This is a genomic window from Conyzicola nivalis (assembly GCF_040548875.1).
GTDB lineage: Bacteria > Actinomycetota > Actinomycetes > Actinomycetales > Microbacteriaceae > Conyzicola > Conyzicola nivalis_A.
On sequence record NZ_JBEPSJ010000004.1, the window covers coordinates 269,031 to 295,588 of the forward strand.

A 26,558-nucleotide genomic window follows, 5' to 3' on the forward strand; every position below is an offset into this window, starting at 1 on the left:
TGATGACAATCCCGGTGCATGAGCTCGCAGATCTGGCGGGCGATCTTGCCGGCAAGTTCGCCCTCGAACCGCTGCTCGAACGCATCCTCATCAACGCCGCGCAGCTGCTGCATTGCTCGAGCGGTTCAATCTGCACAATCGACGAGAACGCACGCGCCTACCGCAAGGAGGTCGACCTCGACGTCGGCTGCCGATCGGGCGAGATCTTCTCTCTCGACGAGGGCGTGACCGGCGCGGTAGCGAGGGCCGGCGGCGCCGTGACGTTCTGTCGCGACTCATCGGTGCCCGGGGGCCACCTCCTATCTGACGACATCCGGTTCTCGCGCGCGGTTCTCGGTGTGCCGATCCGGCTGGGGTCGTCGCTGATCGGCGCGTTCATGGTGTTCGGCGACGATGCGGACCGGCAGTTCACCGATGACGACGTGCACTTGCTCGAGCTGTTCGCCATCCATGCCGCGGTCGCGATCGCGATCGCCAACTCGGTGCTGATCGACGATGGCGACGGGGTTCGCATCCCGCGGCAGCCCGCCCCCGGCCCGGCGCGCGTCGCCCGAGACGGTGCGCTGACCGCCCGGGAACGTCAGGTGCGCGCGCTGGTGGAGAAGGGCTGGCCGAACAAGCACATCGCCGCCGCTCTGGCCATCTCGCCGAAGACGGTGGAGAAGCACGTGGCAGGGGTCCTGCGCAAGACGGGGGCCGCCAACCGCACCGAGCTGGCGTCGCTCGCGAGGACGCGGGTCTGGGGGTAGGGAAACCACCCATACGCGCGAGCCGTCGAGCAGTCGTAGGTTCGACCTACGGCGAGGAGGTCGCGATGGCTGTAGTCACACTCAAGGAGATCGTCGATCGGGCGTTCGCCGAGAGGTACGGCGTGCCCGCGATCAACATCGTCAACGACCTGACTCTCGAGAACGTGCTGTCCGGCGCGGTCGAGGCGCGAAGCCCGGTGATCGTGCAGACGTCGGTGAAGACGGTCAAGTCGATCGGCGCCGGAGTGCTCTACGCGATGTGGGAGAGCATGACGCGAGGCATAGAGGTGCCGGTGACACTGCACCTCGACCACTGTCCCGAACGGGCCGTGATCTCACAGTGCCTCGCGCTCGGCTGGAACTCGGTGCTCTTCGACGCGTCCGAGCTGCCGGTCGAGGAGAACCTGCGGCAGACCATCGAGGTCGTCGCCGAGGCCCGAGGCTACGGCGCCCACGTCGAGGGCGAGATCGAGGCGATCACCGGAGTCGAAGACGACCACGGCTCCGACATCGAGGGCAGGCGCCAGTCGCTCGAGGTGTCGCTCGACTTCATCCGGCGAACCGGCGTGGACGTCTTCGCTCCGGCCATCGGCAACGCCCACGGTGTGTACAAGCACGAGCCGATTCTCGACTTCCAGCGCGTGAGCGACATCGTCGAAGCACAGCCCGTTCCGATCGCCCTGCACGGCGGCAGCGGCATGACCGACGAGCAGTTCACCGACCTGATCGCCCGCGGGTGCGCGAAGGTGAACATCTCGACCGCGCTCAAGATCCTGTTCATGAGGTCGATGCTCGAGAACCTACGGGTCGCCGAGGAGAGCGACAAGTGGGACCCGCCGACGCTGTTCCGCAGTGTCGCGGCCGACGTGCGCGGTCTCACCGTCGAGCTCGCCACGAAGTTCGGCAGCGCCGGCAGGGCGTGGTGACGTGCCGACGCTGATCTTCGACTGCGACGGCGTGCTGGCCGACACCGAGCGGTTCGGGCACCTGGTCGCCTTCAACCAGACGTTCGCCGAGTTCGGGCTGCCGGTGCGGTGGAGCGACGACGACTACGCGCAGAAAGTCCTCATCGGCGGCGGCAAGGAGCGCATGGCGAGCCTGCTGACCCCCGAGTTCGTCGCAGCGGCCAGGCTGCCGACCGAGCCGGGCGCGCAGCGCGACACGGTCACGGCGTGGCACCGCCGCAAGACCGAGATCTACACGGAGCTGGTTGCCTCCGGCCGGCTTCCGGCCCGGCCGGGCATCGCGCGCATCAGCGCCGAGGCCGCCGACCTCGGCTTCACTCTCGCGGTCGCATCGACCTCGGCGGAGCCCTCGGTGCGGGCCGTGCTCGAGCACGCGGTCGGAGGGGACGCCGCGTCGCGGTTCGCCGTCTTCGCCGGCGACGTCGTGCCGGCGAAGAAGCCGGCGCCCGACATCTACCTCTTGGCGCTCCATGAGCTCGGAGCGACCGCCGACGAGGCGATCGTGATCGAAGACAGCCGCAACGGGCTTCTCGCGGCGCTCGGCGCGGGCATCCGCACCGTGGTCACGGTGAGCGCGTACACGGCAGAGGAGGACTTCACCGGCGCCTCGCTCGTCGTCTCGTCGCTCGGCGACCCCGACGGCGAGCAGGCCGACGTGCTCGCGTCCGCGGCCGGGGTGCGCCCCGCGGGCGTCGTCACCGCGTCCGATCTGCTCGCCCTGCTCGACACCCCACGACCGGAGGAGACCCGATGAGCACCGCCCTCGACACCGCCGAGTTCGTCATCCGCACGGTCGCCCAGACCGCCGTCGAGAACGAGAAGTATTTCGGCGACCTCGACTCCGTGGTCGGCGACGGCGACTTCGGCTACTCGCTGGCCCGCGGCTTCGAGCAGGTACTCGCACACTGGGACGAATTCGACCGTGACGACGCGGGGGTGTTCACCGTGAAGGTGGCGACGACGATCTCGAGCCGCATCGGAGGAACCTCCGGGCCGATCTGGGGAACCGCGTTCATGCGCGCGGGGGGCGGGTTGCGCGGCAAGCCTGAACCCACGGTCGACGAGGTGATCACCGCTCTGCGGGCCGGAATCGACGGAATCAAGAAGCGCGGCAACTCCGACGTCGGCGACAAGACCTTGATCGACGCCCTGGTGCCGGCCGTCGACGCGCTGGAGCAGTCGCTCCTGGCGGGAGACGACGCGGCCACCGCGGTGGACAGGATGGCCGTCGCCGCGCGGACGGCGGCCGACGCCACCTCCTCGATGCAGGCCATGCGCGGGCGCGCGAGCTACACCGGCGAGCGCAGCATCGGTTCGCCCGACGCGGGGGCGGTGGCCGTCGCCGTGTTCGCGGAACGCCTCGCCCAGACCTGGAACGACCAGACCGCAAACGACCACTAGCCGCACCACCCGCAAGCACAACGATGTGGAGACACGAAATGAAGAAGTTCGTCAACGACCCGCAGCAGTTCGTACCCGAGATGCTCAAGGGCATCGCGCTGGCCAACCCCGACACCCTGCGCTACGTGCCCGAGTACAACCTCATCCACAGGGCGGACGCGCCCCGCGACGACAAGGTCACGATCATCCAGGGCTCGGGCTCCGGTCACGAACCCGCCCACGTGATGGTGGTCGGCAGGGGCATGCTCGACGCCGCCTGCCCGGGCGACGTGTTCGCAGCGCCGCCGACGGACTACGTCTACGAGACGACGAAGCTGCTGGCCTCCCCCAAGGGGGTGCTGCTTCTCGTCAACAACTACACCGGCGACCGCATGGCCTTCGAGATGGCGCAGGAGATGAGCGAGGCCGACGGGGTGAACGTTCGCACCCTCTTCATCGACGACGACGTCGCGGTGAAGGACTCCACCTGGACGGTCGGCCGCCGAGGCGTGGCGGGCAACTTCTTCGTGATGAAGGCGGTCGGCGCCGCCGCCGAGTCGGGAGCGGATCTCGACGAGCTCGTGCGCATCGGCGAGAAGGTCAACTCGGTGACGAGAACGCTGGGCATCGCCCTCACCGCGTGCACGCCGCCGGCGAAGGGCTCTCCGCTGTTCGAGCTGGCCGACGACGAGATCGAGATCGGCGTGGGCATCCACGGCGAGCCGGGACGCCGACGGGCGAAGTGGATGCCCGCGAACGAGATCGTCGACGAGTTTCTCGGGGCCGTCGTGCCCGACCTGCCCTTCGAGCGGGGCGAACACGTCGCGCTGATGATCAACGGGCTCGGCGGCACCCCGATCAGCGAGCTCTACCTGCTGTACGGCATCGCCCACGAGAAGCTGGCCGCGCAGGGCATCTCGGTGAGCCGGAGCTACGTCGGCGAGTACTGCACGTCGCTCGACATGGCGGGCGCCTCTCTCACGCTGGTGAAGCTCGACGCCGAGATCGAGGAACTGCTCGACGCGCCGGCCGAGGTGGCGGTGCGCGTCTTCTGACCCGTCCCGGGTTCAGCGGCCGCGCATGGCCCGTCGGCGTTCGCGCCGCGTCATCGCCGCGAGCTCGGCCCGCTCGCGTTCCTCGGCCTCGGCCGCGGCGCGTTGCCGGGCGGTGCGTCGCGCGCGCCATCCGCCGATCTCCGCCTCGACGTCCCGCGTGGGCGTCACCACGGGAGGCCCGCCCTTCAGCTGTCTCCGTGCCTCTATCACCCGGGTGTTGAACTCGCCGAGCAGCGCGCGCACCGCCGTCTCGGAGTACATGGCGTCGATGCGCGCCTCGAGCCCCTCGCTCTCGGTGCGCAGGGTCAGTGCCGGCGGCGCGAGCCCGGTGATGCGCTCGTTCTCGATCTTCTGCCTGATCCACCAGTCGGGGTCGTGCACCTGGTCGAGGTTGCGCAGCGGCTTGCCCGCGCCGGGGAGGTCGTCGAAGTCGCCGCGGCGCATGGCCTGCTGGATCTGGATCTCGACGTACTGTGCGTGCTGCTCCATGCTCGGCTGGCCGGCGTTATCCGCCTCTGTGTCGCCGCTCTCGGCCGCGAGCCGGTCGACCTGGTACCGCGCCACGTTCAACCGGGAGTCGCTGGGTTCCTTCTTTCCCGCCATGGGACAAGCCTAGGCACACCCGTGCGGGCGGGTGTAGGGTTACATACCGGACAATGTTGTCCGGTATTCCCGAGACGAGAGACTGCACCCATGGCATCTTCACCCACCGCCCTCTCCGGCGACTCCTCTGTCGGCACCTGGATCGACCACCCCGTCGGCGGGCCGATCATCCGCGACCTGCTCGCCCAGGCCGGACAGAGCACCGACGCGCTGCGCCCCGTTCGTCGCCTCGCGATCAAGCGCCTCGTGAAGCTCAGCAAGGGCCAGTTCAGCCAGGAGACGATCGACACGCTCGTCGCTCGGGCGGAAGCGGGCGACGTTCCCGAGACGGCCGGCGGCAACATCCCCGCCGAGACGGTGCCGGAGAGCCCGGCGGATGCCGCGGCGGAACGCCCCGAGTGGGTGGAACGCATCGATTCCGGACGCTTCTCCGGCAAGACCGTCATCGTCACCGGCGCCGGCTCGGGCATCGGCCGCGCCACCGCGTCGCGGGTGGCCCGCGAGGGCGGACGCGTAATCGCCGTCGACATCTCGCAGGAGCGCCTCGACGAGCTCGCCGCCGAGTTCGCCGACGCCGACATCGTCGCCGTGCGCGCCGACATCACCGACGACGCCGCGGTCGCCGCGATCGTCGCCGCCGCGGGCGACCGCATCGACGGCCTCGCGAACATCGCCGGCATCATGGACGACATGACGCCGGTCGGCGAGGTCACCGACGCCGTCTGGAAGCGGGTGTTCTCGATCAACGTCGACGGCACCATGAAGCTCATGCGGGCCGTGATCCCCGCCATGCTCGCCCAGGGCGCGGGCTCGATCGTGAACACCGCCTCGGAGGCCGCGCTCCGCGGCTCGGCAGCCGGAGTGGCGTACACGGCGTCGAAGCACGCCGTGGCCGGGCTCACCAAGAGCACCGCGTACATGTACGGACCGAGCGGCATCCGGGTCAACGCCGTCGCCCCCGGCCCCACGATCACCAACATCGAGGCGACCTTCGCCTCGGCGCTCGGGGCCGAGCGGGTCCGCTCCGGCATGGCCGTGATGCCCGACGCCGTCGAGAGCGACGCGCTCGCGGCATCCATCACGTTCCTGCTCAGCGACGACGGTGTCAACGTCAACGGCGTGGTCCTCCCGTCCGACGGCGGCTGGTCGGCGGCGTAGCCACGTAGATTGGCTCCATGACCGATTCCCCCTTCGCAGCCCTCGGCGACGAGTCATTCGTCTCGCTCACCACGTTCCGCAAGTCGGGCGAGCGGGTGTCGACGCCGGTGTGGATAGCCCGCGACGGCGACGCGCTCGTCGTCACCACGCCGCAGGACACCGGTAAGGTCAAGCGGCTGCGCAACAGCGGCCGGGTCGAGCTCGCGCCGAGCAACCGCATGGGCAAGGTGGCAGACGGCGCGACCACCACGGCCGGCTTCGCCCGCATCCACGCCGACGACGCCACCAAGGAGCGGGTGACCGGGATCATCCGCGGGAAGTACCGGTTCGAGTACCACCTCGTGACCATCATCGAGACTCTCGTCAACAAGGGACGCAAGCCCCGGGTGATGCTGCGTATCACCCCCGCCGAGTAGGCGCCTGCCAGCGTGACGGACGCGCCAGGCCCCGAGGAGAGCCCAGGCCCCGAGGAGGGCCCCGGCCCCGAGGAGAGTGCTGACGCGCGCCGGAAGCGCGCCGAGGACGCCGTGCGGGCGATAGCCGACGGCGCCCAGCCCGGCGCCGAGGCGTTCCGGCTCTCGAACGAGTTCACCGACGAGTGGACCGCCCGCCTCGCCGCACGGCTGCGGCGCATGCTCGGCCGCCGCTGACCGCGCAGGTGGCGGCTGTTCCACTGAGTGGGATTCCCGGCTAGACCTACGCCTGAGGGGCTGGGAACCTAGGCGCGTGACTCCATTGACGCAGGCGGACATCAGCGCAGAGATCGCCGAGCGGCACGCGTACTACGACTCGCGTGTCGCGGCCGGTGCCGCGCGCCTCGACTCTCCCCTTCTCGACTTCGCCCCCTACCGCTCGAGCATCCTGCGGCATCCGACGAAGAACCCGAGGCTCGTCGACCCCGAGACGATCGAGCTGGTGAGCCCCGCGTTCGGCCAGCGCGACGTCGCCGCGGTCGAATCCGACCTGACCGTCCAGCACTCCGGCGAGCCCCTCGGCGAGCGGATGACGGTGAGCGGCCGGGTACTCGACGGCGAGGGACGCCCCGTGCGGCACCAGCTCGTGGAGATCTGGCAGGCCAACTCGTCGGGCCGCTACATCCACCAGCGCGACCAGCATCCGGCGCCGCTCGACCCGAATTTCACCGGGGCCGGCCGCTGCATCACCGACGACGACGGAGGATATTCGTTCACCACGGTGAAGCCGGGTGCCTACCCGTGGAAGAACCACGTGAACGCGTGGCGCCCCGCGCACATCCACTTCTCGGTCTTCGGCACGGCCTTCACCCAGCGTCTCGTGACGCAGATGTACTTCCCGAACGACCCGCTGTTCCCGCTCGACCCGATCTACCAGTCGATCCCCGACCAGGCGGCCCGTGACCGGCTGGTCTCCCGCTACGACCACGAATCCTCGGTGTCGGAGTGGTCGCTGGGCTACCGTTGGGACATCGTGCTGACGGGGGCGCGGGCCACCTGGTTCGAGCCGGACGGGAGCGAGGCATGAGCGCCATCCCCCGGCCGACACCGGGCCAGACGGTCGGGCCCTTCTTCCGCTACGGCGTCGAGTTTCCCGGCGGCGAGCATCTGGTGCCCCAGGGCAGCCCCGGCTCGGTGCGTCTCTACGGCACCGTGTACGACGGCGCGGGCGAACCGGTCCCCGACGCGTTCCTCGAGATCTGGCAGACCGACGCGAGCGGCGCCGTCCCCGCCGCCGAGGGCTCGTTCCACCGTGACGGCGAGACGTTCACCGGCTGGGGCCGCGTGCACACGACAGACGACGGCGGGTACGAGTTCTTCACCGTGGAGCCGGGCGGCGGCTTCTTCGCCGTCGCCCTCTTCGCACGCGGCCTCATGGACAGGCTGCACACGCGCTTCTACCTGCCAGAGCGGGCGGATGACCCGTTCCTCGCCGCCCTCGACGAGGAGAGCCGAGCGACCCTCGTCGCGGAGCGCACCCCGACGGGACTGCGCCGCGACATCCACATGCAGGGCGACGGAGAGACGGTCTTCCTTGCCTTCCGCTGATCCCTCCGACCCTGCCGCCTTCGACGTCGGCCTGCTCTCGCCGGCCACCGTCGGGCGTGACGGGGTCGTCGGCGACTCTGCGGTGCTGCGCGCCATCGTCGAGGTCGAGCTCGCCTACCTGCGCGTGCTCGAGGACGCCGGGATAGCACCGGCGGGCTCGACGAGCGCTGCGCGCACCGCGGCCGGGTCGGCCGTGTTCGACGCCGCCGACATCGCCGGGCGGTCGGACCTCGGCGGCAACCCGGTGATCCCGCTCCTCTCCCGGCTGCGGGCCGGCCTGCCCGCCGACGTCGCGGTCTGGGTGCACCGCGGCACCACCAGCCAGGACGTGCTCGACACGGCGTTGATGCTCACCGCGCACCGGGCCCGCGCGGCTGTGATCGCCTCGCTCGACGCCACCGCCGACTCCCTCGCCGGGCTGGCCGACCGGCACCGCGGCACGCCGGCCGCGGCCCGCACGCTCACCCAGCACAGCACTCCCACCACCTGGGGCCTGCGCTTCGCCACCTGGTTCGCCGCGGTGCAGGACGCCCGCGACGTCCTCGCCGCCGTGCGCCTGCCCGCGCAGCTCGGCGGCGCGTCGGGCACGCTCGCCGCGCTCGTCGAACTTTCCGACCCCGCGACGGCCGTGCGCCTGCCCGCCCTGTTCGCCGCCGAGCTGGACCTCGACGGCTCCCACTCCTGGCACACGTCGCGCGCCCCGGTGACCCGGCTGGGTGGCGCGCTGACCGAGGTCACAGACGCACTCGGCACCATCGCCGCCGACGTCGCCACGATGAGCCGCACCGAGATCGGCGAGCTCGCCGAGCCCGAGGTACCGGGCAGGGGCGGATCATCGGCCATGCCGCAGAAACGCAATCCGGTGCTCAGCGTGCTCATCCGGTCTACGGCGCTGCGCGCACCAGGCCTGCTCTCGACGCTGCACGCCTGCGCGGCATCCGCCGTCGACGAGCGCCCCGACGGCGCCTGGCACGCCGAGTGGCCGACGCTGCGCGAGCTGCTGCGTCTCGCGCTCGGCGCCTCCGGCCTCGCCGCCGAGCTCACGGCGGGCCTCACCGTCGACGCCGACAAGGCCCGCGCCAACCTCGCCATCACGGGCGACGGCATCCTCGCCGAGCGAGTCGCCCTGTCGGGCACGGCGGGCGACCCCGCCGGCTACACCGGAGCCTCGAACGAACTCATCGACGCGATACTGAGCAGGAGAAGCAGATGACCATCCCCTCCGTCGCCATCACCCGCCCGACCGGACCGCCCGGCTCCCCGCTGCTGGTCCTGGGCTCGTCGCTGGGCACGTCGACGATGCTCTGGGACACGGTGAGTCCGCGCCTGCGGGAGTCGTTCCGCGTCTGCTCGTTCGACCTCCCCGGGCACGGCACGTCGCCCGCGGCGAGCGCCCCGTTCACGGTGGGCGAGATCGCTCTCGCCGTTCTCGACGCGGTCAGCGCCCTCGACGAGACGGCCTTCCACTACGCGGGGGTCTCCCTCGGCGGTGCCGTCGGGCTCGAGGCCATGCTCGCCGCGTCCGACAGGGTCGCGTCGGCCGCGATCGTCTGCTCGGGGGCTCAGATCGGCGCCCGCGAGGCGTGGCTCGACCGCGCGGTGCTGGTGCGCACCCGCGGCACCGCGGCACTCGTGGGCGACGCGGCCGGCCGCTGGTTCGCCCCCGGCTCGATAGGGCGCATCCCCGTCGTGTCCGGCCGGCTGTTGCACGATCTGGCCGACACCGACGACGAGAGCTACGCACTGTGCACGGAGGCCCTCGCGAGCTACAACGTGCGGCCCCTGCTGGCGAACGTCGCGGCCCCGGTGCTCGCGCTCTGGGGCGAGCACGACCCCGTGGTCGGTCGCGAGGACGCCGAGGAGATCGCCTCGGGCGTTCGCGACGGACGCGCCGTCATGGTCGCGGAGGCCGCGCATCTCGCGCCCGCCGATCAGCCAGAGGCCGTGGCATCCGCTCTCCTGCGGTTCTTCGAGGCGGCGCGATGACCGACGACGAACGGTTCGTCGCCGGCATGAAGGTGCGCCGCGAGGTGCTCGGCGACGCGCACGTCGACCGGGCGGTCGCCGCGACGACCGAGGTCACCGCCGAATTCCAGAACCTCATCACCCGCTACGCCTGGGGCGAGGTCTGGTCTCGCCCCGGCCTCGCGCGGCGCGACCGCAGCATCGCCGTGCTGAGCTCTCTCATCGCGCTGCGGCACTGGGAGGAGTTCGCGATGCACGTGCGCGCCGCGATCACCAACGGGCTCACCCGCGACGAGATCGTGGAGGTGGTTCTGCAGAGCGCGGTCTACGCGGGAGTGCCGTCGGCCAACCACGCGTTCTCGATCGTGAACGAGCTGCTCGGCGAGCGTTAGCCGAGCGCCACGTCGAGCGGCGCCTCGGTCGCGGCGACGACCTCGTCGACCGAGACCCCGGGTGCGAGCTCGACCAGCACGAGCCCGTCGGGGGTGACGTCGATGACGGCGAGGTCGGTGATGATGCGGTCGACGCACGCCCGACCGGTGAGCGGCAGGGTGCACTCGGGGACCAGTTTGGGCGAGCCGTCTCTGGCGACGTGCTCCATCACGACGATCACCCGTTCGGCGCCGGAGACGAGGTCCATCGCGCCGCCCATGCCCTTGACCAGTTTTCCAGGCACGGCCCAGTTCGCGATGTCGCCGGCGGCCGAGACCTGCATGGCGCCGAGCACCGCGGTCGCGACCCGGCCCCCGCGGATCATTCCGAAGCTCGCAGCCGAGTCGAAGTACGACGCGCCGGGAAGCACCGTCACGGTCTCCTTGCCCGCGTTGATGAGCCTGGGGTCGGCCTCTCCCTCCCACGGGTACGGGCCGACGCCGAGGATCCCGTTCTCGGAGTGCAGCAAGACGGTGAGACCGTGGGGCAGGTGGTTGGGGATCAGGGTCGGCAGCCCGATGCCGAGATTGACGTAGGTGTTGTCGCGCAGCTCGAGGGCAGCGCGTGCCGCGAGCCCGTCTCTCGTCAGCGCCATCAGTTGTTCTCCCCACGGGTGCGCACGGTGGTCTTCTCGATCGGCAGCTCGCCCGCCTGCTCGGGTGTCAACTGCACGACGCGGTCGACGTAGATGCCGGCGAGGTGCACCTCGTCGGGGTCGATCTGGCCCGGCTCGACGATCTCGTCGACCTCGGCGATCGTGATGCGGCCGGCCATCGCGGCGAGCGGGTTGAAGTTGCGCGCCGACTTCTCGAATACGAGGTTGCCGTGCCGGTCGGCCTTCGCCGCGCGCACCAGGCCGAAGTCGGCGCGGATCGCCTGCTCCAGCACGTACTCGCGCGGCTCGCCGAGCGAGTGCAGCACCTGAGTCTGTTTGGGGGGCGACGCTATCGCCACGGAGCCGTCTGGCGCATACCGCCACGGCATCCCGCCCTCGGAGACGACCGTGCCCATCCCGGTCGGCGTGTAGAAGGCGGGGATCCCCACGCCGCCCGCACGCAGCCGCTCGGCGAGTGTGCCCTGCGGGGTGAGCTCGACCTCGACCTCGCCGCCCAGGTACTGGCGCGCGAACTCCTTGTTCTCGCCGATATACGAGGCGATGATGCGTCGGATGCGGCCCTCCGACAGCAGCACGCCGAGGCCCCAGCCGTCGACGCCGCAGTTGTTCGAGACCACCTCCAGCCGCGACGCGCCCTGGTCGAGGATGGCGCGGATGAGCGTGATCGGAACCCCGACGAGGCCGAATCCGCCCACCGCGAGCGTGGCGCCGTCGGGTATGTCGGCGACCGCGGCGGCGGCCCACTGCACTGTCTTGTCCATGCCATATCCCCTCGTGTTACGATCACCATTAGAACAGTCGTTCACATCGCGCACAACGGGCGGTTTCCATTCAATGGGATCAGTGAGGGAGTCAGCATGACCGCGAGTTTCGTCTTCGACGCCGTGCGCACGCCGTTCGGGCGCCACGGCAGGTCCCTCGCCGGCGTGCGGCCCGACGACCTGGCAGCGCATTCCCTGCGCTCCCTGCTCGACCGGCACCCCGACCTCGACCCGGCGCTCATCGACGACGTGATCCTCGGCGACGCCAACCAGGCGGGCGAGGACAACCGCGACGTCGCCCGGATGGCCGTCCTCCTCGCCGGCCTGCCGACATCCGTGCCCGGCGTCACCGTCAACCGCCTCTGCGGATCGAGCGTCGAGAGCGCGATCCAGGCCAGCCGCGCGATCGAGGCGGGCGACGCACGGCTCGTGGTTGCGGGCGGCGTGGAGTCGATGAGCCGAGCCCCGTGGGTGATGCTGAAGCCGGAACGTCCGTACGCGAGCGGGTCGGAGACGATGCACACGACGACCATCGGCTGGCGGATGACCAACCCGGCGCTGCCCGCGGAGTGGACGGTGTCGAACGGCGAGACCGCCGAACTGCTCGCCGACCGCTTCGATATCTCACGCGAGGAGCAGGACGCGTTCTCGGCACTCAGCCACCGCAACGCTGCCGTTGCGTGGGACGCCGGACTGTACACCGAGGTGATCCCCGTGCCCGGCACCGACCTCGTGCGCGACGAGGGCATAAGGCCGGATGCCTCGGTGCAGTCGCTCTCGACCCTGAAACCGGCCTTCCGCCACGACGGCACGGTCACCGCGGGCAACTCGTCGCCGATCAACGACGGCGCGTCGATGATGCTGATCGGCGCGGAGAACGCGGTCGACGCCGAGCCGCTCGCCCGCATCACCGGCCGCGGCTCCTACGGCAACGATCCCGACGTCTTCGGCATCGCCCCGGTCGAGGCGGCGAACCGGGCGCTCGCCCGCGCCGGCAAGACCTGGGCCGACGTCGACATCGTCGAGCTGAACGAGGCGTTCGCCGCGCAGTCTCTCGCCTGCCTGCGTCTCTGGCCCGACCTCGACCCGGCGAAGGTCAACGTGCACGGCGGCGCGATCGCGATCGGCCACCCGCTCGGCGCATCCGGCGGACGCATCATCGGCCACCTCGCCCACGAGCTCAAGCGCCGCGGCGGCGGGGTGGGGGTCGCCGCGATCTGCATCGGCGTGGGGCAGGGCCTGGCGGTCGTGCTCGAACGCTAGCCTCGGTACATGAGCACAGAGCCGAGCGGACAGTACGTGCAGTCGCTCGCACGCGGCCTCTCCGTCATCCGCGCGTTCGACGCCGACCACCCGCGGATGACGCTCAGCGAGCTCGCCGCCCGCGCCGAGCTCACCCGCGCCACGGCACGCCGCTTTCTGCTCACCCTCGTCGAGCTGGGCTACGTGGCGGGCGACGGCAAGCACTTCGCACTCACCCCGCACGTTCTCGAGCTCGGATTCAGCTACCTCTCCGCGCTGTCGCTGCCCGAGGTGGCGCAGCCGCACCTCGAGGCGCTGTCGCGGGTGGTCGAGGAGTCGACCTCTGCGTCGGTGCTCGACGGCGACGCGATCGTCTACGTCGCGCGGGTTCCGATGCGGCGCATCATGACGGTCGGCATCACCATCGGCACCCGGTTTCCGGCCCGCGTCACGTCGATGGGGCGGGTGCTTCTCGCCGCGCAGCCGGATACCGAGTGGCCGGACGACCTCCGGGAGGCTCTCGCGCTCGTGCGCGAGCAGGGCTGGGCTCTCGTCGACCAGGAGCTCGAGCGGGGCATCCGGTCGGTTGCCGCGCCCCTGCACAGCGCCGACGGCGCCGTGGTGGCCGCGATCAACGTCTCCAGCACCACGTCGAGCGCGACCCTCGAACGGCTCACCGGCGAGATCCTGCCCGCGCTGCTCGAGACGGCGGGGCGTATCGACGCCGCGTTCGCGCACGTGCGCGCCCCCGGCTAGTCCCCACTCGGAGCCGGCGGCAGCGCTAGTCCTGCGGCACCAGGCGGATCGTGGTGTCGACCGCGTTCGGGCCGACGACGGTGTTCACGATGCGGGCCCCGTAGCGGTCGTACTTCGCGTGGTACGCGGCGTCGATCGCGGAGTGCGTGTCATCCGCGGCATCCGCGAACTCGACGTCCCTCTCGACGCCGCCCGCCCTGATCCGCCCGGTGCCGCTCGCCGACGCCCGCACGAACCACGGGTTGGAGGCGCCGTAGGCGGAACGCACGTAGAGGTCGTCCGCCACCCGCACGACCCAGATCGTGACGTACGGGCGAAGCGTTCCGTCGCGGCGGCGGGACGAGATCTGCAGCTCTTCGGCCGCGCCGACACTGTCGAGTTCGCGCTCGCTCCATGAGGTCATGGTTCCAGTGTCGTCCCCCACGGATACTTCGTCGAGGCCGCCGCCGGGAATCGCGCGTCGAGGTCTAGCGCGTCGCGAAGAACCCCACCTGCCACCCCTGTGTACGCCTCGCCTGCGGGTTCGCGGTCTGCGACCACGGCGGATAGACGCGGAAGCCGCGCTTGCCTCCGACCCCGTCGACCGAGACGATGCCGTGCTCGACGAGGGCGGTCTTCGGGAACGCGAACCGGCCGACGCTCTCTCCCTCGCGCACGACGACGACGAGTAGGTCGACTCCGTCGTCGCTCGGGAACGGGCGGGTCGAGCCGTCGTCGGCGCGCTCCCACACCGTCACGAACAGCCCGACCTTCGTGGGGGTCACCTTGGCTACCCGCAGGCGCACCGGTCCGGCGTCCGATCGACTAAGGACAGCACCGTACTCGGCGTTGTCGGGCTCGACAAGCGGCGAGGAGCACCCGAACTCCGCCATCGCCGCCGAGACGTCGGGCCGCACGCTGATCTCAGTCAACGACGAACAGTCGCGCGCCGGTCGAGGTGCTCGAGCGGTGCGGCTCCATGTCGGTGCCGATCTGGTAGCTCTGCCCCGCCGTGAGCACGCTGACCCGGCCGTCGCCGAGCTCGGTGCGCAGCTCGCCGTCGAGCACCAGCAGCACGTGCCCGCGGGTGCACCAGTGGTCGGCGAGATATCCGGGTGTGTACTCGACCATGCGCAAGCGCACGTCGCCGATCTCTACCCTGCGCCAGAGAGCCTCCCCGCTCTCACCCGCGTGCACCGTCGTTTCGAGGCCGCTCCAGTCGATGGTGGAGAACGGATGCCCGGCGAGGTTCATTCGCGCAGCCTACAAGACGACGCCCGCCGGGCCATAAAGGTCCGCAACTCACTCAAGGCTCACGACGGTGCCCGGCTCGCAGATCGTGCGTCGTCGCGGCCGCACCTTCGTCATCAACAAGCGGAACCCGCGCATGAAGGCGCGTCAGGGTTGAGCCGCTCAGTTCACCAGGAGGTCGTCGACGGCCTCGCCGACGTCGATGTGCAGGTGGTCGCAGCCGTCGGCGATGTCGGTCCACCGCGACAGAGCCAGGGTGATGCCCGCGGCGCTGCGGCACTGCGCCTGTCCGACCCGGCTGCCCTCGGGCATGCTCGGGTCGAGCAGGCCGATGAGCCTGAGCGACCGGGCGTCGGCGCCGGTGAGCGCGACGCCGTCGAGGCTGAAGAAGTCGACGGCTCGCCCGCCGCCGTCCTTGTAGTGCCACGACTCGGCGCCGGCCCCGAGCAGTTCGGCGGTGCAGTTGCGGTTGATGCTGCTCACCCCCACCTCGTCGAAGTAGCGCACGGCGATGACCATGATCTGCAGGATGCGGGTGTCGATCCCGCAGCCGGGCACCCGGTCGCCGTTGGCGATCCACCTGATCTGCCTGACGTGGTCGGGCACGAGGCCGCGGAGGCTGCCGTCGTCGGCGTGCACGACGAGCTCCTGCGCCAGCACACGGTCGTCGACCGAGATCGGGCAGTCGCTGCCGCCGGCCGCGACGGTGAGCGTCTGCACAATGCGCGCGGCCGGTTCGAAGAAGCGGGTGTAGTGGTCGGGGTCGGCATTGCGCTGCACCGCGTGGGCGGCGGCGGTGGGCGGCAGCGACTCCCAGCCCGGAACCTCGCCGAGGCGCTGGAAGAACAGCAGGGCCGACTGGTACGGGTCGAGGCGGGTCGAGCGACTCCCCCACCACGACTGCTGCTGGAACAACCCGACCGACGAGGTCAGCGAGCCGTCGGGGTTGGTGACGCCGTAGATGTCGTCGCCGTAGGTGAGGTTGCGCAGCGACGACTCTCCGATGGCCGTCATCACGCCGATCACCTGCGCCCGCTGCGGCAGCCCGGCGTCGGTGGCGGCGTTCATGACCTCCGCCGCGTTGACGAGCTGCTCGCCCTCGAACGCGCCCACCGCGAAGTCGGCCCGGGCGACGATCGCAGGGTCGACGGTCCCGGTGCCGCATCCGGTGCCGCGCGACGACGTGACCGTCCCGGTTCCCGACGACAGCACGACCATGGCGGCCACAACGGCGACGACGGTCAGCAGCGCCACGCCGCTCGCCACGATCGCCCTACGCGCGGACACGGTCAGCCGCGTTCGCTCTCCGACGCGGCTAGGCCCTCGTCGGTGTTGCTCACTTCCGCCTCCCACGACGAGAGGATGTGCTGCACGTGGGTCTCGGGGTGCGAGCCGTACTTGAAGATGTAGTGGCCGTCCTGCAGCCGTTCGATCGTCTGCGCCGTCTCGGGCGCGAGGCCGAAGGTGCGCTGGCACCAGAGAGCGTCTTCTGGCCGGGACTGCCGGTAGATGCACACCGTCTGGGCCTCCTGGATGACCGCCATGCCGGCGGAGTCCCGGGGGATGTCGCTTCCCTTGTGCATCACGAAGACGTTCGAGATGCCCAGCCCGCGCGACAGCTTCTGGTTGGCCTTGATCAGCTGCGCCGACGGGCCGCCCACCATGTGCCATCCCTCCTCATAGACGACCGTGGTGGCGTACCCGCGCTCGTCGCGCAGGCGCCCGAGCATCCACATGTTGCCGATCGCCATCACGACCGGCACGGCGGGGCCGTCGTCGCGCAGCTGGGAGATGTCGAAGGCGGTGAGCTTGCCGCGCAGGTCGACGGTGCTCGAGGTCTCGCCGTCGAGCAGTCCCCCGTACTCGTCGAGCAGACCGTTGAGGGTCCAGCGCACCGACAGCCCGGCGCGGTGGAGCTCGTCGCGCGCCGCCGACGACAGTGCGATGTAGTCGCGGTCGTCGGCGATGCGGCCGAGGTTCGGCAGCACGTCGGCGAGCACGGGCGCCCTCCCGGTTGTGCCGTCGACGGTGCGGCGCAGGGCCGCCCGCAGCGCCTCCTCCTCCCACTCGTTGAGGGCGTGGTCGCCGCGGGCGAGACGGGTGACGATGTTCAGCAGCCGCCCCTGCCCCTTGATGCCGGTGCCGCGCATGATGACGGGGTCGAGGAGGTTGAGCTTGGTGCCGCTGCTGTCGGCGGTGAACCGGATCGGCTCGTACCCGTAGTGCCTGGCGACGCCGGAGTACTCGCCCTCGCCGCCCTGGTCTTTCTTGTCGAACACGACGCAGCGCCGGTTCTTCAGCAGCAGCGGTCGGAGCACCTGGTTGGCCTTGGTGTGCGTGCTCTTGCCCGCACCGACGTCGCCCATGATGATCACGTTCGGGCTCGACACCTCGCGCGGGATCGAGTTGTAGGCCGTCACCGGGTCGTGGGCGATGGGGGTACGGGAGAGGATGTCGCGACCCGACACCACCCCGCGGGTGCCGGTCGGCGGGCCGATGATCGCGGTGTTGAGGATCTCGGCCTGCCGGGTGGTCGTCGGCGCTCCGATGAGCGAGGGTGCGTAGAACCCTGCCCTCGCCGCCCGCGACCGGGTGCGCAGTCGTGTGCCCTTCGTCGGCCAGGGCGAGATCTCGACGTCGTCTGGAGGCGACTCGGCGGGCGGGACCGTGGCGGGCGGTGCGATGCCGCGCAGCCCGGGCAGCGACCAGATGCGCGACGGTGTCTGATTGCCGGTCACGAGATCGCCTCCTTCTGCGACTTTCCGGCGAGGCGGGAGTACATCCGGCTCGAGAGCGAGCGACTGCCTCGGGCGATTCCGCGCCCGATAGGCCACGTCGTCCCCGAGGCGGCTGCTTGGTAGGAGTCGAGCCAGTCGAGCCGTTCTATGCCGAGCGAGGTCGAGCAGGTGTCTTCGAGCTGGCGCGAGGCACGCGCGAGGGCGTCGCGGCTCGTGACCGAGATCGTCACGTAGCCGACCCATGTCGCGCCGTGGTGGTGCGAGCCGGAGACGAGGTCGAAGCGCCGCCGGTTCGCCGCGGACATGGCGGCCTCGGTGTCGTCGGCGCTGATCTTGCCGGCCTCGCGTCGGGCGAGGGTCTCGGCCGCGTCACGCACGACGTCCTGCCGCGCCGCGACCTTCGCCTCCGCCGCAGGCACGAGGCCGATGTGGAACGAGACCGAACGGATGAACTGCAGGTCGTTGCCGATGAGCAGGTCGAGCACCCACAGCTGGGTGCGCGGCGCGGTGACGAGCGCGTCGGCCGTGATCGCGGCCGTGCGGTGCCACCACCGCACGGGCTCGCCGTCGACCTGCTCGGCGCCGTGCACGACGTGGGCCGAGAACTCGTCGTGCGATGCGACACCCAGCACGGCCGGGTCGACGTCGGACACGTAGTCGATGGGGCGCGACGGGTCCTGCTGGTGCAGGATGACGGCGGCCGTCTGCCGCGCGGTCAGGGCGTCGACGTGTCCGAGCCGCGCATCCGTCAGCCCCCGCACGGTCGCATCGATCTCCTGCTTCATCAGCGCCCGCCAGCCGTCGCGGCCCTGCCCGAACCTGGCCGCGGCGTCGGTGAACGACGGCGTGATCGGCCAGCTGACGGTGACGAAGTGCCGCTGCACCATGGCGTCTTCACCGGTGAGCCGGAGCACCTCCTCGTAGGAGGCCACGGCGTCGGCCGGGACGTCGTCGTCGAGGCTGTTCAGCACCCAGAACTGCTGCATGGCACTGTCTGCGGGCAGCACGCGAGTGAGCGTCTGCACGTTTCCGACGAGCGACGAGTGCGGCGCGCGCCCGGCGAGGAAGTGTCCCCACCCCTCGGCGGCTCGGGTCATGACCGCCGTGGACTCGATTCCGCGCAGCTGTCCGGTGACCGAGAAGGTGACGGAGAGGTAGTCGTCTTCGCCTGCGGGGGCGTGCCAGGCGATGCCCGGCTCTTCTCTGGCGTGCTGCAGCCAGCCCATCCCGTCGGCGCCGTCGGGGTGTGCCCGCAGGGCGACGAGTCTCCGGCGTGCCGCGGTCTTCGCCGACTTCCGACCGCGTCTCTTCCCTGACCGCGCGTCCTTCACCTCCTGCAGTGCGCGTTCCCACTCCTCGTCGGAGTACGGGGCGAACTCATGGGTTCCGTCGCGCTGGCGGCTTCTCCAGCGCTGGCTCTTTCGGCGCCGCTCCACGACCGACCCGCGGTGAGTCCTCGCGGTGACGAGCAGGGTGATCCCACAGCCGACGGCGCCGACCGCCAGCCCCGGCCACCCGATGAGCGGCGTCAGCACGATCCCCGCGGCGATGAAGAGGGCGAGCATCGCGACCCGCGATCTGGAGTGGGTGCCGCCGAAGAACGAACGGTGCCCGGTCTCCCCGCCGAGGTAGCGCACGACGGCCCTGCTGGTGTCGGTCACGAGTCACCACCCCTGCCGATGGTGGTGTCGTCGTCGACGGCGCCGCCCGCCCTGCCGGCGGACTTCGAGGTGGAGTGCTTGGCGTTCGTGATCACCGGCACCGACGGCCTCTTGCCCCGTGCCCGCCCCGCACTCTCCCGCTCGGCGACCGCGGTGGCCGTGGCCGAGCGGGAGGCCGCAGCGTCGGACAGCGCGGCCACCGCCCTCGGCTGCTCGCCGATGACCGACGAGTCGTAGTCGCGCTGCGAGTCGAACACCAAGGCCCTGGACACGCCGTCCGGCGACGCGGCGCGTTGGCCGAGGCGGTCGGTGGCATCCGAGACGTTGCCCGCCCCGATCACGCTCCCCATCGCCGACGGTCCGACCGTGCCGCCGATGAGGATCGGGATCGACGGCGCGAGTCTCAGCAGCAGCAGCGGCGAGAGCGCGGCGACGAACAGGGCGATGACGGCGACCAGCAGTTCGACCAGGGTGCGCAGCGCCTGGTCGGCGCCGAACGCCGCTGTGGCGTTGGCCATCATGCTGAACCCGAACCCGAGCAGGAAGAACAGCAGGGGCTGGGCGGCGAGGAGCCCCACCCACAGCCCGACGAGGCGCAGCCCGAACGACCGCCGGGTGGGGTCGATGATCCAGACCAGCCCGAGCGGTATCAGCACGCCGGTGAAGTACAGGGTGACGAACTGCATGACGAGCATCAGCAGCACGAGGAACAGCCCGACGAGCATGCCCAGCATGACGAGCACCGCGATCGGCATGCCGCCGGCGATCTGGTCGGGATCGGCGTCGGTGATCATCGACTGGAACTGGTCGATCACCGCATCGACGGAGTCTTGCACGCCCCAGGTCACGAAGACGTCGGAGAGCGACTGGAAGAAGGTCACGAGCATGATCCCCGCGGCGGGTCCGAACGTCGCGCCGAGCAGGAACGTGCCGAAGTACAGTCCGAGCGAGTCGACCAGCTCCCGCCCCGACTGGCGGCCGCGGGCCGTTCGGATGAACTGGGGGAAGAGCAGCGCGACGGCGACGAAGATCGCCGTGGCGAACGAGACGCGGTATGCGCTGATGAACCAGTCGGCGCTGAGGTCGGGGAGCGTCGCCGCGGTCAGCGCCGGCAGCACGTCGCCGCTCAGTCCCGCCGCGGCATCCTGCAGCATCTCGAAGGTGTTCCCCCACGGGTCGGACATGTACGAGACCCCGCCGGGCGGGCTGTTCACCACGTCGCCGAGCCCGCCGACGATGCTGCCGATGCCGTCGCTCTCGTCGCCGAACCCTGGCTCGTCGACGGGCTCGTCGAACTCCGGCTCGACGTCGGGGTCAGTCTCGAACCTGGGCATCAGCATCCCCCGCTGAACGGCGTGCCGATCGCGAACAGGTCTTCTGTGGTGCGGGTCCCCTCCGACCGCACGAACGTCCACCGCCCGTCTTCCCATGAGACGGTGACCGTGATCGAGCCCTTGAGCGACGGGCTCAGCTCGCCGTCTCTCACGAGGGCCGTGCCGATCGACGCGGTGACCGCCTCGGGGGCGGCCGACTCGACGAAGTAGACGCCCGAGACGGTCGACAGCCAGTACGGCTCCTCCTGGGGCACGAGGCCGCCGGAGAGGTCGGGTTCGGTGTCGAAGAACGCGACGAGGTCGCGGGTGGGGGCCTCGGCCGAGAGCGCCGACTGCTGAACCTGCTCCGCGTCGGCGGGGTAGGGGTACTGGTTGATCCAGCGCACGAACGCCGCCGCGACCTCGACGGCGCCCATCTCGCTCTGGTCGGCGGAGTCCTGGGCGGCGCGCACCATCGCCGCGTCGCGTTGCTCTCCCCCGAGGCATCCGGTGACCGCCGCGGCGCCGGACTCGACCGGCGCCGGCGATTGCGGCGCGGTCGGGTCGGCGCCGCCCGTGGCGCCCGGGCCCGAGTCAGACGAGTACACCCGGACCGCGATCACGACGACCGCCGCGACCACCACCACGATCAGCGCCCCGATCGCCCAGCGGCTGCGGAGTCGCGACTTCTGCGGAGCGGCACTCACTGCGGCCGCCTATCCGAACAGGGCCAGGATCGCACCGACGATGACGCTGATCGCCGCGATCATCCCGAGCGAGAGCGCCGCCCAGGTGACCCGCAGACGGGCGATCCTGTACTCGTTCGGGTTCTGCGCGTTGGACGCGCTGCCCATGCGGGTGATCCCGAGCAGCAGCACGACGACGCCGATGACGATGCAGATGCCCCAGATCGCCGCGATGAGCTTCTGCCACAGCTCGGTGAACTCGACGCCGAACACGCTGAAGTCGGGCACGATTCCGTCGAGGGGATTGTCGATGGACTGCAGGAAGCTCTGGATGTGACGCACCGACTGCACCTCCTCGTGGTCGCCCGGCAGAAGCCGGAAGTGGGGTGAGAATCGGTGCTCCCATCCCCGCGTGCGGGGTGTTCTGACCTCTTCAGGCAGAGTAAACCCGTGCGCGGCAAATGTCACTGGCGAATACTGTGCCGCCGATCAGGGGTAGTTTGCCACCGTGCTCGGGCCGGTCCACTCGGGGCCGACCGTCGCGCCCGTCGAATTCACGACGTTGCCGATGGTGCCGTTGCCGCCGAGCGAGACCGTCACGAGTCCGTGCAGCCTCACGCCCGGGGCATCAGGAGCCTCGAATGCACGCGACGCTCTCACCGACGGGTTGGCACTGAAAAAGCAGTAGCTGCCGGCGCCCCACAGCTCGTGTGCGGCGACGTCGTCGCCGACCTTGTAGGCCGCATAGCCGTCGGAGTCGCCGTCTCGCCACGCCTGCTGGTCGGGAGGGTCGTACGGCATCTCGTTCTGGAAGAAGACCGTTCTGCCGTTCTCGCCGTTCCACACCACCTGGTGCTTCTGGTAGTGCTCGACGAACAGCCCGGTGGCCACGACGTTCGCGCCGTCGACGACGACGCCGGTGTCGGCGGTGTTGGTCTGCCAGCCGACCCCGTCGCCGTGGTCGGCCCGCCAGGCCCAGATGTGGTCGACGATGACGTCGGCGCTGTTGACCACGAGGCTGGTGGTCGCCCGACCGGCGTGGGCGCCGCCGATGCGGAAGAAGACGTCGTGCACGCTGGTCGGGTTGGCCTCGTGCGCGGCGTTCGACCGCTCGTCGCCGATCGTGAGCAGCACGTCGCTGTTCTCGGTGCCGGCGTCGATGAGGAAGCCGGCGAGGCGCACGCCCCCGACGTCGGCAACCGCCATCGCATCGACGCCGTTCTCGGGAACGAGCGTGGGAAGGCCGATCCCGAGGACGACCGTGTCGGCCCGGTCGACGCGGATCGTCTCGTCGAGGCGGTACACCCCCGGGGTGAGGAACAGGTGCTTCCCCTCGTCGAGCGCTGCGTTGATGCGTTCGGCGCCGTCGCCGGGCCTGGCGACGAAGAAGCGATCGATCGAGAGCGACCGGCCGGCTGTCTCGCCGCCCGTCCAGCTCGCGCCGGCCGAGTCCCACCTCGGGTCGGGCAGGAACACCCGGTACGCGCCGTCGTCGTCGACGTAGAGGAACGGCTTCTCACGCGACACGGGAGTGGCGTCGAGCACGGTGAACGGCGGGTTCGGGAAGGTCTGCGGCGGCGCGCCGCGCACGCCGGAGAAGACCATGTTCCACGACGACCCGTCCCAGCTTCCGAACTCGCTGTCGCGCGAGAACCACTGCTGCTGGGAGCCGGATGCCACCCGGCCGTCGATCCTCGAGTCGGCGATATAGCCGCCGCTCGCCCAGCCGGAACCGCTCGGGTACAGGTCGAGCCCGCCGCGCACGTGCACGCGGCGCATGGGAGCGGCCTGGGCCACCGCCCACCGGTTGACGCCGTCGGCAGGGACGATGGCCAGGTTCTCGACCGACCGCCAGAAGTTCTGGGTCGCGTTGCCGTCGAACCACTCGGCGTCGACGCGCACCTGGCCGTTGATCGTCACATCGTCGGGCGCCAGCCCCAGACCGAGCACCGAGGTGTTGAAGCCCACGTCGACCGTCACGTCGTACTCGCCCGGAGCGAACAGCACGGCGTCGCGCCGCTCGCCGAACTGGTTCGTCTGCTGCGCCGCGAAGATCTCGTCGACGCGTCGCCGGATCGTCTCGCCGTCCATCGACGGGTCGAGAATGGTCACGTTGGGTCCGAAGTCGGGCGGGGCGGATGACTCGGGCTCAGGCGTCTCCGAGGGACGCCCCGCGACGACGAGCGCGACGGCCATGACGACGCCGATCAGCACGACGGCGAGCGCCGCGAGCCCGACACGGCCGGCTCGATTCGCAACCACGGGCACCACGCTCCTCGACCGTCGGCCTCCCCGGTGAGCCGATTCTGCCACACCCGGTCGCGCGCGAGAAGAAGAGCGTGAAGCACTTTCGCAGATTGCATTGACACCTCTGCGGAGGGAGAGTACGACAGGGAGGTATCCAAACCGCGCCGATTCATCGGCCCAGGTGGGTGCGAGCGGTCGCGGGTTCCGTCCTCAATGTGGAGGGCTCATGAAATCTCCAATCCAGTACTCACGCTCGCGGGCCATGGGCGCCCGCGTCGTCGTCGGAGCGGCAGCCGCCGCTCTCATCATCACCGCTCTGCCGACCACCTCCGCGGCCGCCGTCGTAGTCGACGATCCGTGGATGGACACCTCCCTGAACGGAGACCAACGCGCGGCCCTGCTGTTGCAGGCGATGACGCTCGAGGAGAAGGTCGAGCTGATGACCGGCGACCAGGGCGAAGCCCCGGCCGCTTTCTACAACGCCCCGATCGAACGGCTGGGGATTCCCGAGCTGAGCATGGCCGACGCGACTGCGGGTATCGCGGCACGCGGGTGGTTGTTGCCGGAGACGGCAGACACCGCGACGGCCATGCCCGCGAACCTGGCGCTCGCCGCGACCTGGGACCCGCAGCGGGCCCGCGACTACGCGGGGGTGGTGGGAGACGAAGCACGACAGACCGGACACGAGCTGCTGCTCGGCCCCAACTCCGACCCTACCCGCAATCCGTTCTGGGGCCGCCAGGCCGAGTCGGCCAGCGAAGACCCGGAGCTCAACTCGGCCATGGTCGTGCCCTTCGTACAGTCGGTTCAGGAGCGCGGCGTGATCGCCAACCTGAAGCACTACGCCGCGTACACCCAGGAGACGTTCCGCGGAACCGGTCAGAACGTGATCACCGATGAGCGCACCCTGCGCGAGGTGCACACCGCCGCGTACGAGGCCGCGATCCGCGACGCCGATCTCGGCTCCGTGATGTGCGCCTTCAACAAGGTCAACGGGGTCTACGCGTGCGAGAGTCCGCTCCTGCTCGACGAGATATTGCGCCAGCAGCTGGGCTTCGAAGGCTTCGTGCTGACCGACTTCGGCGCCAGTCACTCCACCGAGGGCTCGATCGAGGCGGGCCTCGACATGGAGACCGGACTCGACATCTTCTACGGCGACGCGCTGCTGGCCGCGGTGCAGGAGGGCCGGGTCTCCGAAGACCTGGTCGACCGGTCGGTGCTGAGGATCCTGCGCACGATGTTCACGTTCGGCATCTTCGACAACGACTACACACCCACGGCGATCCCCGTCGCCGAAAACGGTGCAATAGCTCGCGAGGTCGAAGAGGACGCGATCACCCTCCTCAAGAACGACGACCAGGCCCTGCCGCTCAACGCGGAGGAGGTGGACTCGATCGCCGTCATCGGCGCCGACGCGACCATCCCCGGCGCGCTCGGCGGTTCGGCATACGTGCTGCCGACCTACGAGGTCTCGCTGCTCGACGCCATGCGGGCCAGAGGCCGTGAGATCGGCGCGGAGGTGCGTTACGAGCAGGGCAACGACCCGGTTCACGGCGCGACGATGATCGAGCCGGCCGACATGACGGCGATCCCGTCGTCGGTGCTGCGGCCCGAGCGTGGGATCGGTGACGGCCTGACCGCCCGGTACTTCCCGAACGCCGACTGGAGCGGAGCCGTCGGGCTCACCCGCAACGAGGGGCAGGTGCTCTACGACACCGGATTCACCGCCTCCCCCGCGTTCGCGAACCTGATCGCGTTCCAGACGCCGCCGACTCCGATCCTCGCCGGCCTGAGTCCGGCGGGCACCGGCGACCAGTCGGTGCGCTACACCGGCTCGCTTGTCGCGCCGAGCACTGGCAGCTACACGCTCGGAGGCACCGGCTGGGGCGACGCGCGCGTCTGGCTCGACGACCAGCTGGTCGTAGAGATGGTCGGACAGGACGGACGCCAGGATGTGCGCTCTGCGCCACTGGAGCTCCAAGCGGGACAGGAGTACAGCCTCCGGGTCGAGTACTCGCAGAATCATCCGCTGGTCCCCCTCCAGCCCGGCACGTTCCTGCTGGAGTGGTCTACGCCGGAAGACTCGGTCCCCCCGTCGGTGCGCGAGGCGGCGCAGGCCGCCGAGAGCTCCGACGTCGCCGTCGTGTACGTGCGCACGTACGAGGGCGAGGAGCGTGACCGTGTCTCCCTGAAGCTGCCGCAGAACGCCGATCAGCTGATCCGCGAGGTCAGGGCGGCCAACCCGAACACCATCGTGGTGCTCGCCAGCGGAGGGGCGGTGACGATGCCCTGGCTCGACCAGGTGCCGTCGGTGCTGCAGAGCTACTACGGCGGCCAGGAGGAGGGCAACGCCCTCGCCTCGATCCTGTTCGGCGACGAGGACCCGTCCGGACACCTCCCGGTGTCGTACCCGCAGAGCGAGGACCAGTTGCCTCCCGGCGTGCTGAACCCGTGGCTCGACGACATCGACGTGGAGTTCACCGAGGGAGTCAACGTCGGCTACCGCGGCTACCTCGCCGGCAACGTCGATCCGCTGTTCGCGTTCGGCCACGGCCTGTCGTACACCGACTTCTCGATGGACAGGCTGCGGGTGGGCAACAACATCCGCGTGACCGGGGGCGACGACACCGTCGACGTACGGGTGCGGCTGTCCAACACCGGCGACCGCGACGGCACCGAGGTCGTGCAGGTCTACCTGGGCCCGCTACCCGGCAACGTCGGTTCACCGCCGCTGAAGCTCGCGGGCTTCGCGAAGGTCGACCTGGGCGCCGGCGACCGCCAGCAGGTGAGGATCACGCTCGACCGGCGTGACTTCTCGTACTGGGACGCCGAGGCGAACGAGTGGGTCGTGCCCACGGGTCAGGTCGCCGTCTACGTCGGACGTTCCGCCGTCGACGTCGAACTGGCCGGGGCGGTGCGGGTGAGGAACTGACCCGCCGACCGGCCGCATGCCGCCGCCGCCCATCGTCTCGTCCGGGAC

Annotated in this window: 29 protein-coding genes and 1 pseudogene; 17 read left to right on the forward strand and 13 right to left on the reverse strand. The window is 70.4% G+C overall.

Annotation, left to right across the window (positions count from 1 at the left end):
* Positions 1-2 precede the first annotated feature (2 nt).
* The 5 genes from ABIE21_RS15725 (at position 3) to dhaK (ending at position 4,149) form a co-directional block, all read left to right on the forward strand.
* Positions 3-749 carry a helix-turn-helix transcriptional regulator gene (locus tag ABIE21_RS15725; protein WP_354025791.1) on the forward strand — a complete coding sequence of 249 codons (747 nt, stop codon included), beginning with the start codon at positions 3-5 and terminating at the stop codon, positions 747-749.
* Positions 750-814: 65 nt separating this feature from the next.
* Positions 815-1,675 (forward strand): class II fructose-bisphosphate aldolase, encoded by an 861-nt coding sequence (locus tag ABIE21_RS15730; protein ID WP_354025792.1) that lies wholly within the window; start codon positions 815-817, stop codon positions 1,673-1,675.
* A gap of 1 nt (position 1,676) precedes the next feature.
* Positions 1,677-2,468, forward strand: a complete 792-nt coding sequence (locus ABIE21_RS15735; RefSeq protein WP_354025793.1) for an HAD-IA family hydrolase — start codon at positions 1,677-1,679, stop codon at positions 2,466-2,468.
* Positions 2,465-3,115, forward strand: a complete 651-nt coding sequence (gene dhaL / locus ABIE21_RS15740) for a dihydroxyacetone kinase subunit DhaL (protein ID WP_354025794.1) — start codon at positions 2,465-2,467, stop codon at positions 3,113-3,115. The genes ABIE21_RS15735 and dhaL overlap by 4 nt, the downstream gene beginning before the upstream one ends.
* 38 nt (positions 3,116-3,153) lie before the next feature.
* Complete coding sequence (dhaK, locus tag ABIE21_RS15745; RefSeq protein WP_354025795.1) at positions 3,154-4,149, forward strand: dihydroxyacetone kinase subunit DhaK; 996 nt, start codon at positions 3,154-3,156, stop codon at positions 4,147-4,149.
* Positions 4,150-4,161: 12 nt separating this feature from the next.
* On the opposite strand, the gene ABIE21_RS15750 is transcribed toward dhaK, so the two are convergent.
* On the reverse strand, positions 4,162-4,752 hold the full coding sequence (locus tag ABIE21_RS15750) for a DUF1992 domain-containing protein (RefSeq protein WP_354025796.1): 591 nt from the start codon (positions 4,750-4,752) through the stop codon (positions 4,162-4,164).
* A gap of 90 nt (positions 4,753-4,842) precedes the next feature.
* Here ABIE21_RS15750 and ABIE21_RS15755 point away from each other — a divergent pair, with 90 nt between their 5' ends.
* The 8 genes from ABIE21_RS15755 to pcaC all read left to right on the forward strand — a co-directional run bounded on the left by ABIE21_RS15755 (position 4,843) and on the right by pcaC (position 10,288).
* The gene (locus ABIE21_RS15755; RefSeq protein ID WP_354025797.1) at positions 4,843-5,910 is read left to right on the forward strand and encodes an SDR family NAD(P)-dependent oxidoreductase; all 1,068 of its coding nucleotides are present in this window, start codon (positions 4,843-4,845) and stop codon (positions 5,908-5,910) included.
* 17 nt (positions 5,911-5,927) lie between these two features.
* Entirely contained in the window at positions 5,928-6,326 is a 399-nt protein-coding gene (locus ABIE21_RS15760; RefSeq protein ID WP_354025798.1) for a PPOX class F420-dependent oxidoreductase, read from the forward strand.
* A 12-nt stretch (positions 6,327-6,338) separates the two neighbouring features.
* Complete coding sequence (locus ABIE21_RS15765) at positions 6,339-6,560, forward strand: hypothetical protein (RefSeq protein ID WP_354025799.1); 222 nt, start codon at positions 6,339-6,341, stop codon at positions 6,558-6,560.
* A gap of 76 nt (positions 6,561-6,636) precedes the next feature.
* Complete coding sequence (pcaH, locus tag ABIE21_RS15770) at positions 6,637-7,410, forward strand: protocatechuate 3,4-dioxygenase subunit beta (RefSeq protein ID WP_354025800.1); 774 nt, start codon at positions 6,637-6,639, stop codon at positions 7,408-7,410.
* Positions 7,407-7,931 (forward strand): protocatechuate 3,4-dioxygenase subunit alpha, encoded by a 525-nt coding sequence (gene pcaG, locus ABIE21_RS15775; RefSeq protein ID WP_354025801.1) that lies wholly within the window; start codon positions 7,407-7,409, stop codon positions 7,929-7,931. The genes pcaH and pcaG overlap by 4 nt, the downstream gene beginning before the upstream one ends.
* A complete protein-coding gene (locus ABIE21_RS15780; RefSeq protein WP_354025802.1) occupies positions 7,918-9,144 on the forward strand; it encodes a lyase family protein in 1,227 nt (408 codons plus the stop codon). Before pcaG ends, ABIE21_RS15780 begins: the two co-directional genes overlap by 14 nt.
* On the forward strand, positions 9,141-9,917 hold the full coding sequence (locus ABIE21_RS15785; RefSeq protein ID WP_354025803.1) for an alpha/beta fold hydrolase: 777 nt from the start codon (positions 9,141-9,143) through the stop codon (positions 9,915-9,917). The genes ABIE21_RS15780 and ABIE21_RS15785 overlap by 4 nt, the downstream gene beginning before the upstream one ends.
* Positions 9,914-10,288, forward strand: a complete 375-nt coding sequence (gene pcaC, locus ABIE21_RS15790) for a 4-carboxymuconolactone decarboxylase (RefSeq protein ID WP_354025804.1) — start codon at positions 9,914-9,916, stop codon at positions 10,286-10,288. Before ABIE21_RS15785 ends, pcaC begins: the two co-directional genes overlap by 4 nt.
* On the opposite strand, the gene ABIE21_RS15795 is transcribed toward pcaC, so the two are convergent.
* Both ABIE21_RS15795 and ABIE21_RS15800 read right to left on the reverse strand, forming a co-directional pair.
* Positions 10,285-10,923, reverse strand: a complete 639-nt coding sequence (locus ABIE21_RS15795; protein WP_354025805.1) for a CoA transferase subunit B — start codon at positions 10,921-10,923, stop codon at positions 10,285-10,287. The genes pcaC and ABIE21_RS15795 overlap by 4 nt on opposite strands.
* Positions 10,923-11,705, reverse strand: coding sequence for a CoA transferase subunit A (locus ABIE21_RS15800; protein ID WP_354025806.1), 783 nt, complete (start codon positions 11,703-11,705; stop codon positions 10,923-10,925). The genes ABIE21_RS15795 and ABIE21_RS15800 overlap by 1 nt, the downstream gene beginning before the upstream one ends.
* 96 nt (positions 11,706-11,801) lie before the next feature.
* On the opposite strand from ABIE21_RS15800, the gene ABIE21_RS15805 reads away from it, so the two are divergent.
* A complete protein-coding gene (locus ABIE21_RS15805) occupies positions 11,802-12,968 on the forward strand; it encodes a thiolase family protein (RefSeq protein ID WP_354025807.1) in 1,167 nt (388 codons plus the stop codon).
* A gap of 9 nt (positions 12,969-12,977) precedes the next feature.
* Positions 12,978-13,703 carry an IclR family transcriptional regulator domain-containing protein gene (locus tag ABIE21_RS15810; RefSeq protein WP_354025808.1) on the forward strand — a complete coding sequence of 242 codons (726 nt, stop codon included), beginning with the start codon at positions 12,978-12,980 and terminating at the stop codon, positions 13,701-13,703.
* Positions 13,704-13,728: 25 nt separating this feature from the next.
* Here the strand turns inward: ABIE21_RS15810 and ABIE21_RS15815 are convergent, their stop codons facing one another.
* The 3 genes from ABIE21_RS15815 to ABIE21_RS15825 all read right to left on the reverse strand — a co-directional run bounded on the left by ABIE21_RS15815 (position 13,729) and on the right by ABIE21_RS15825 (position 14,936).
* Positions 13,729-14,106, reverse strand: a complete 378-nt coding sequence (locus ABIE21_RS15815; RefSeq protein WP_354025809.1) for a DUF2255 family protein — start codon at positions 14,104-14,106, stop codon at positions 13,729-13,731.
* Positions 14,107-14,170: 64 nt separating this feature from the next.
* A complete protein-coding gene (locus ABIE21_RS15820) occupies positions 14,171-14,614 on the reverse strand; it encodes a MepB family protein (protein WP_354025810.1) in 444 nt (147 codons plus the stop codon).
* Positions 14,607-14,936, reverse strand: a complete 330-nt coding sequence (locus ABIE21_RS15825) for a DHCW motif cupin fold protein (protein ID WP_354025811.1) — start codon at positions 14,934-14,936, stop codon at positions 14,607-14,609. Before ABIE21_RS15825 ends, ABIE21_RS15820 begins: the two co-directional genes overlap by 8 nt.
* Positions 14,937-14,969: 33 nt before the next feature.
* Here ABIE21_RS15825 and ykgO point away from each other — a divergent pair.
* Positions 14,970-15,090, forward strand: a pseudogene (gene ykgO / locus ABIE21_RS15830) (type B 50S ribosomal protein L36).
* A 5-nt stretch (positions 15,091-15,095) separates the two neighbouring features.
* Here the strand turns inward: ykgO and ABIE21_RS15835 are convergent.
* The 7 genes from ABIE21_RS15835 to ABIE21_RS15865 form a co-directional block, all read right to left on the reverse strand.
* The gene (locus ABIE21_RS15835; protein WP_354025812.1) at positions 15,096-16,220 is read right to left on the reverse strand and encodes a hypothetical protein; all 1,125 of its coding nucleotides are present in this window, start codon (positions 16,218-16,220) and stop codon (positions 15,096-15,098) included.
* Between the two features lie 2 nt (positions 16,221-16,222).
* A complete protein-coding gene (locus tag ABIE21_RS15840) occupies positions 16,223-17,671 on the reverse strand; it encodes an ATP/GTP-binding protein (RefSeq protein WP_354025813.1) in 1,449 nt (482 codons plus the stop codon).
* Complete coding sequence (locus ABIE21_RS15845; RefSeq protein ID WP_354025814.1) at positions 17,668-19,332, reverse strand: hypothetical protein; 1,665 nt, start codon at positions 19,330-19,332, stop codon at positions 17,668-17,670. The genes ABIE21_RS15840 and ABIE21_RS15845 overlap by 4 nt, the downstream gene beginning before the upstream one ends.
* Entirely contained in the window at positions 19,329-20,666 is a 1,338-nt protein-coding gene (locus tag ABIE21_RS15850) for a hypothetical protein (RefSeq protein WP_354025815.1), read from the reverse strand. The genes ABIE21_RS15845 and ABIE21_RS15850 overlap by 4 nt, the downstream gene beginning before the upstream one ends.
* Positions 20,666-21,352: a hypothetical protein gene (locus tag ABIE21_RS15855; protein WP_354025816.1), complete on the reverse strand. Its 687-nt coding sequence runs from the start codon at positions 21,350-21,352 to the stop codon at positions 20,666-20,668. The genes ABIE21_RS15850 and ABIE21_RS15855 overlap by 1 nt, the downstream gene beginning before the upstream one ends.
* Positions 21,353-21,361: 9 nt before the next feature.
* Entirely contained in the window at positions 21,362-21,673 is a 312-nt protein-coding gene (locus ABIE21_RS15860) for a hypothetical protein (RefSeq protein ID WP_354025817.1), read from the reverse strand.
* Between the two features lie 147 nt (positions 21,674-21,820).
* Entirely contained in the window at positions 21,821-23,593 is a 1,773-nt protein-coding gene (locus tag ABIE21_RS15865; RefSeq protein WP_354025818.1) for a hypothetical protein, read from the reverse strand.
* A gap of 211 nt (positions 23,594-23,804) precedes the next feature.
* Between ABIE21_RS15865 and ABIE21_RS15870 the strand changes: the two genes are divergently transcribed.
* Positions 23,805-26,510, forward strand: a complete 2,706-nt coding sequence (locus tag ABIE21_RS15870; protein ID WP_354025819.1) for a beta-glucosidase — start codon at positions 23,805-23,807, stop codon at positions 26,508-26,510.
* The last annotated feature ends 48 nt before the right edge of the window (positions 26,511-26,558 follow it).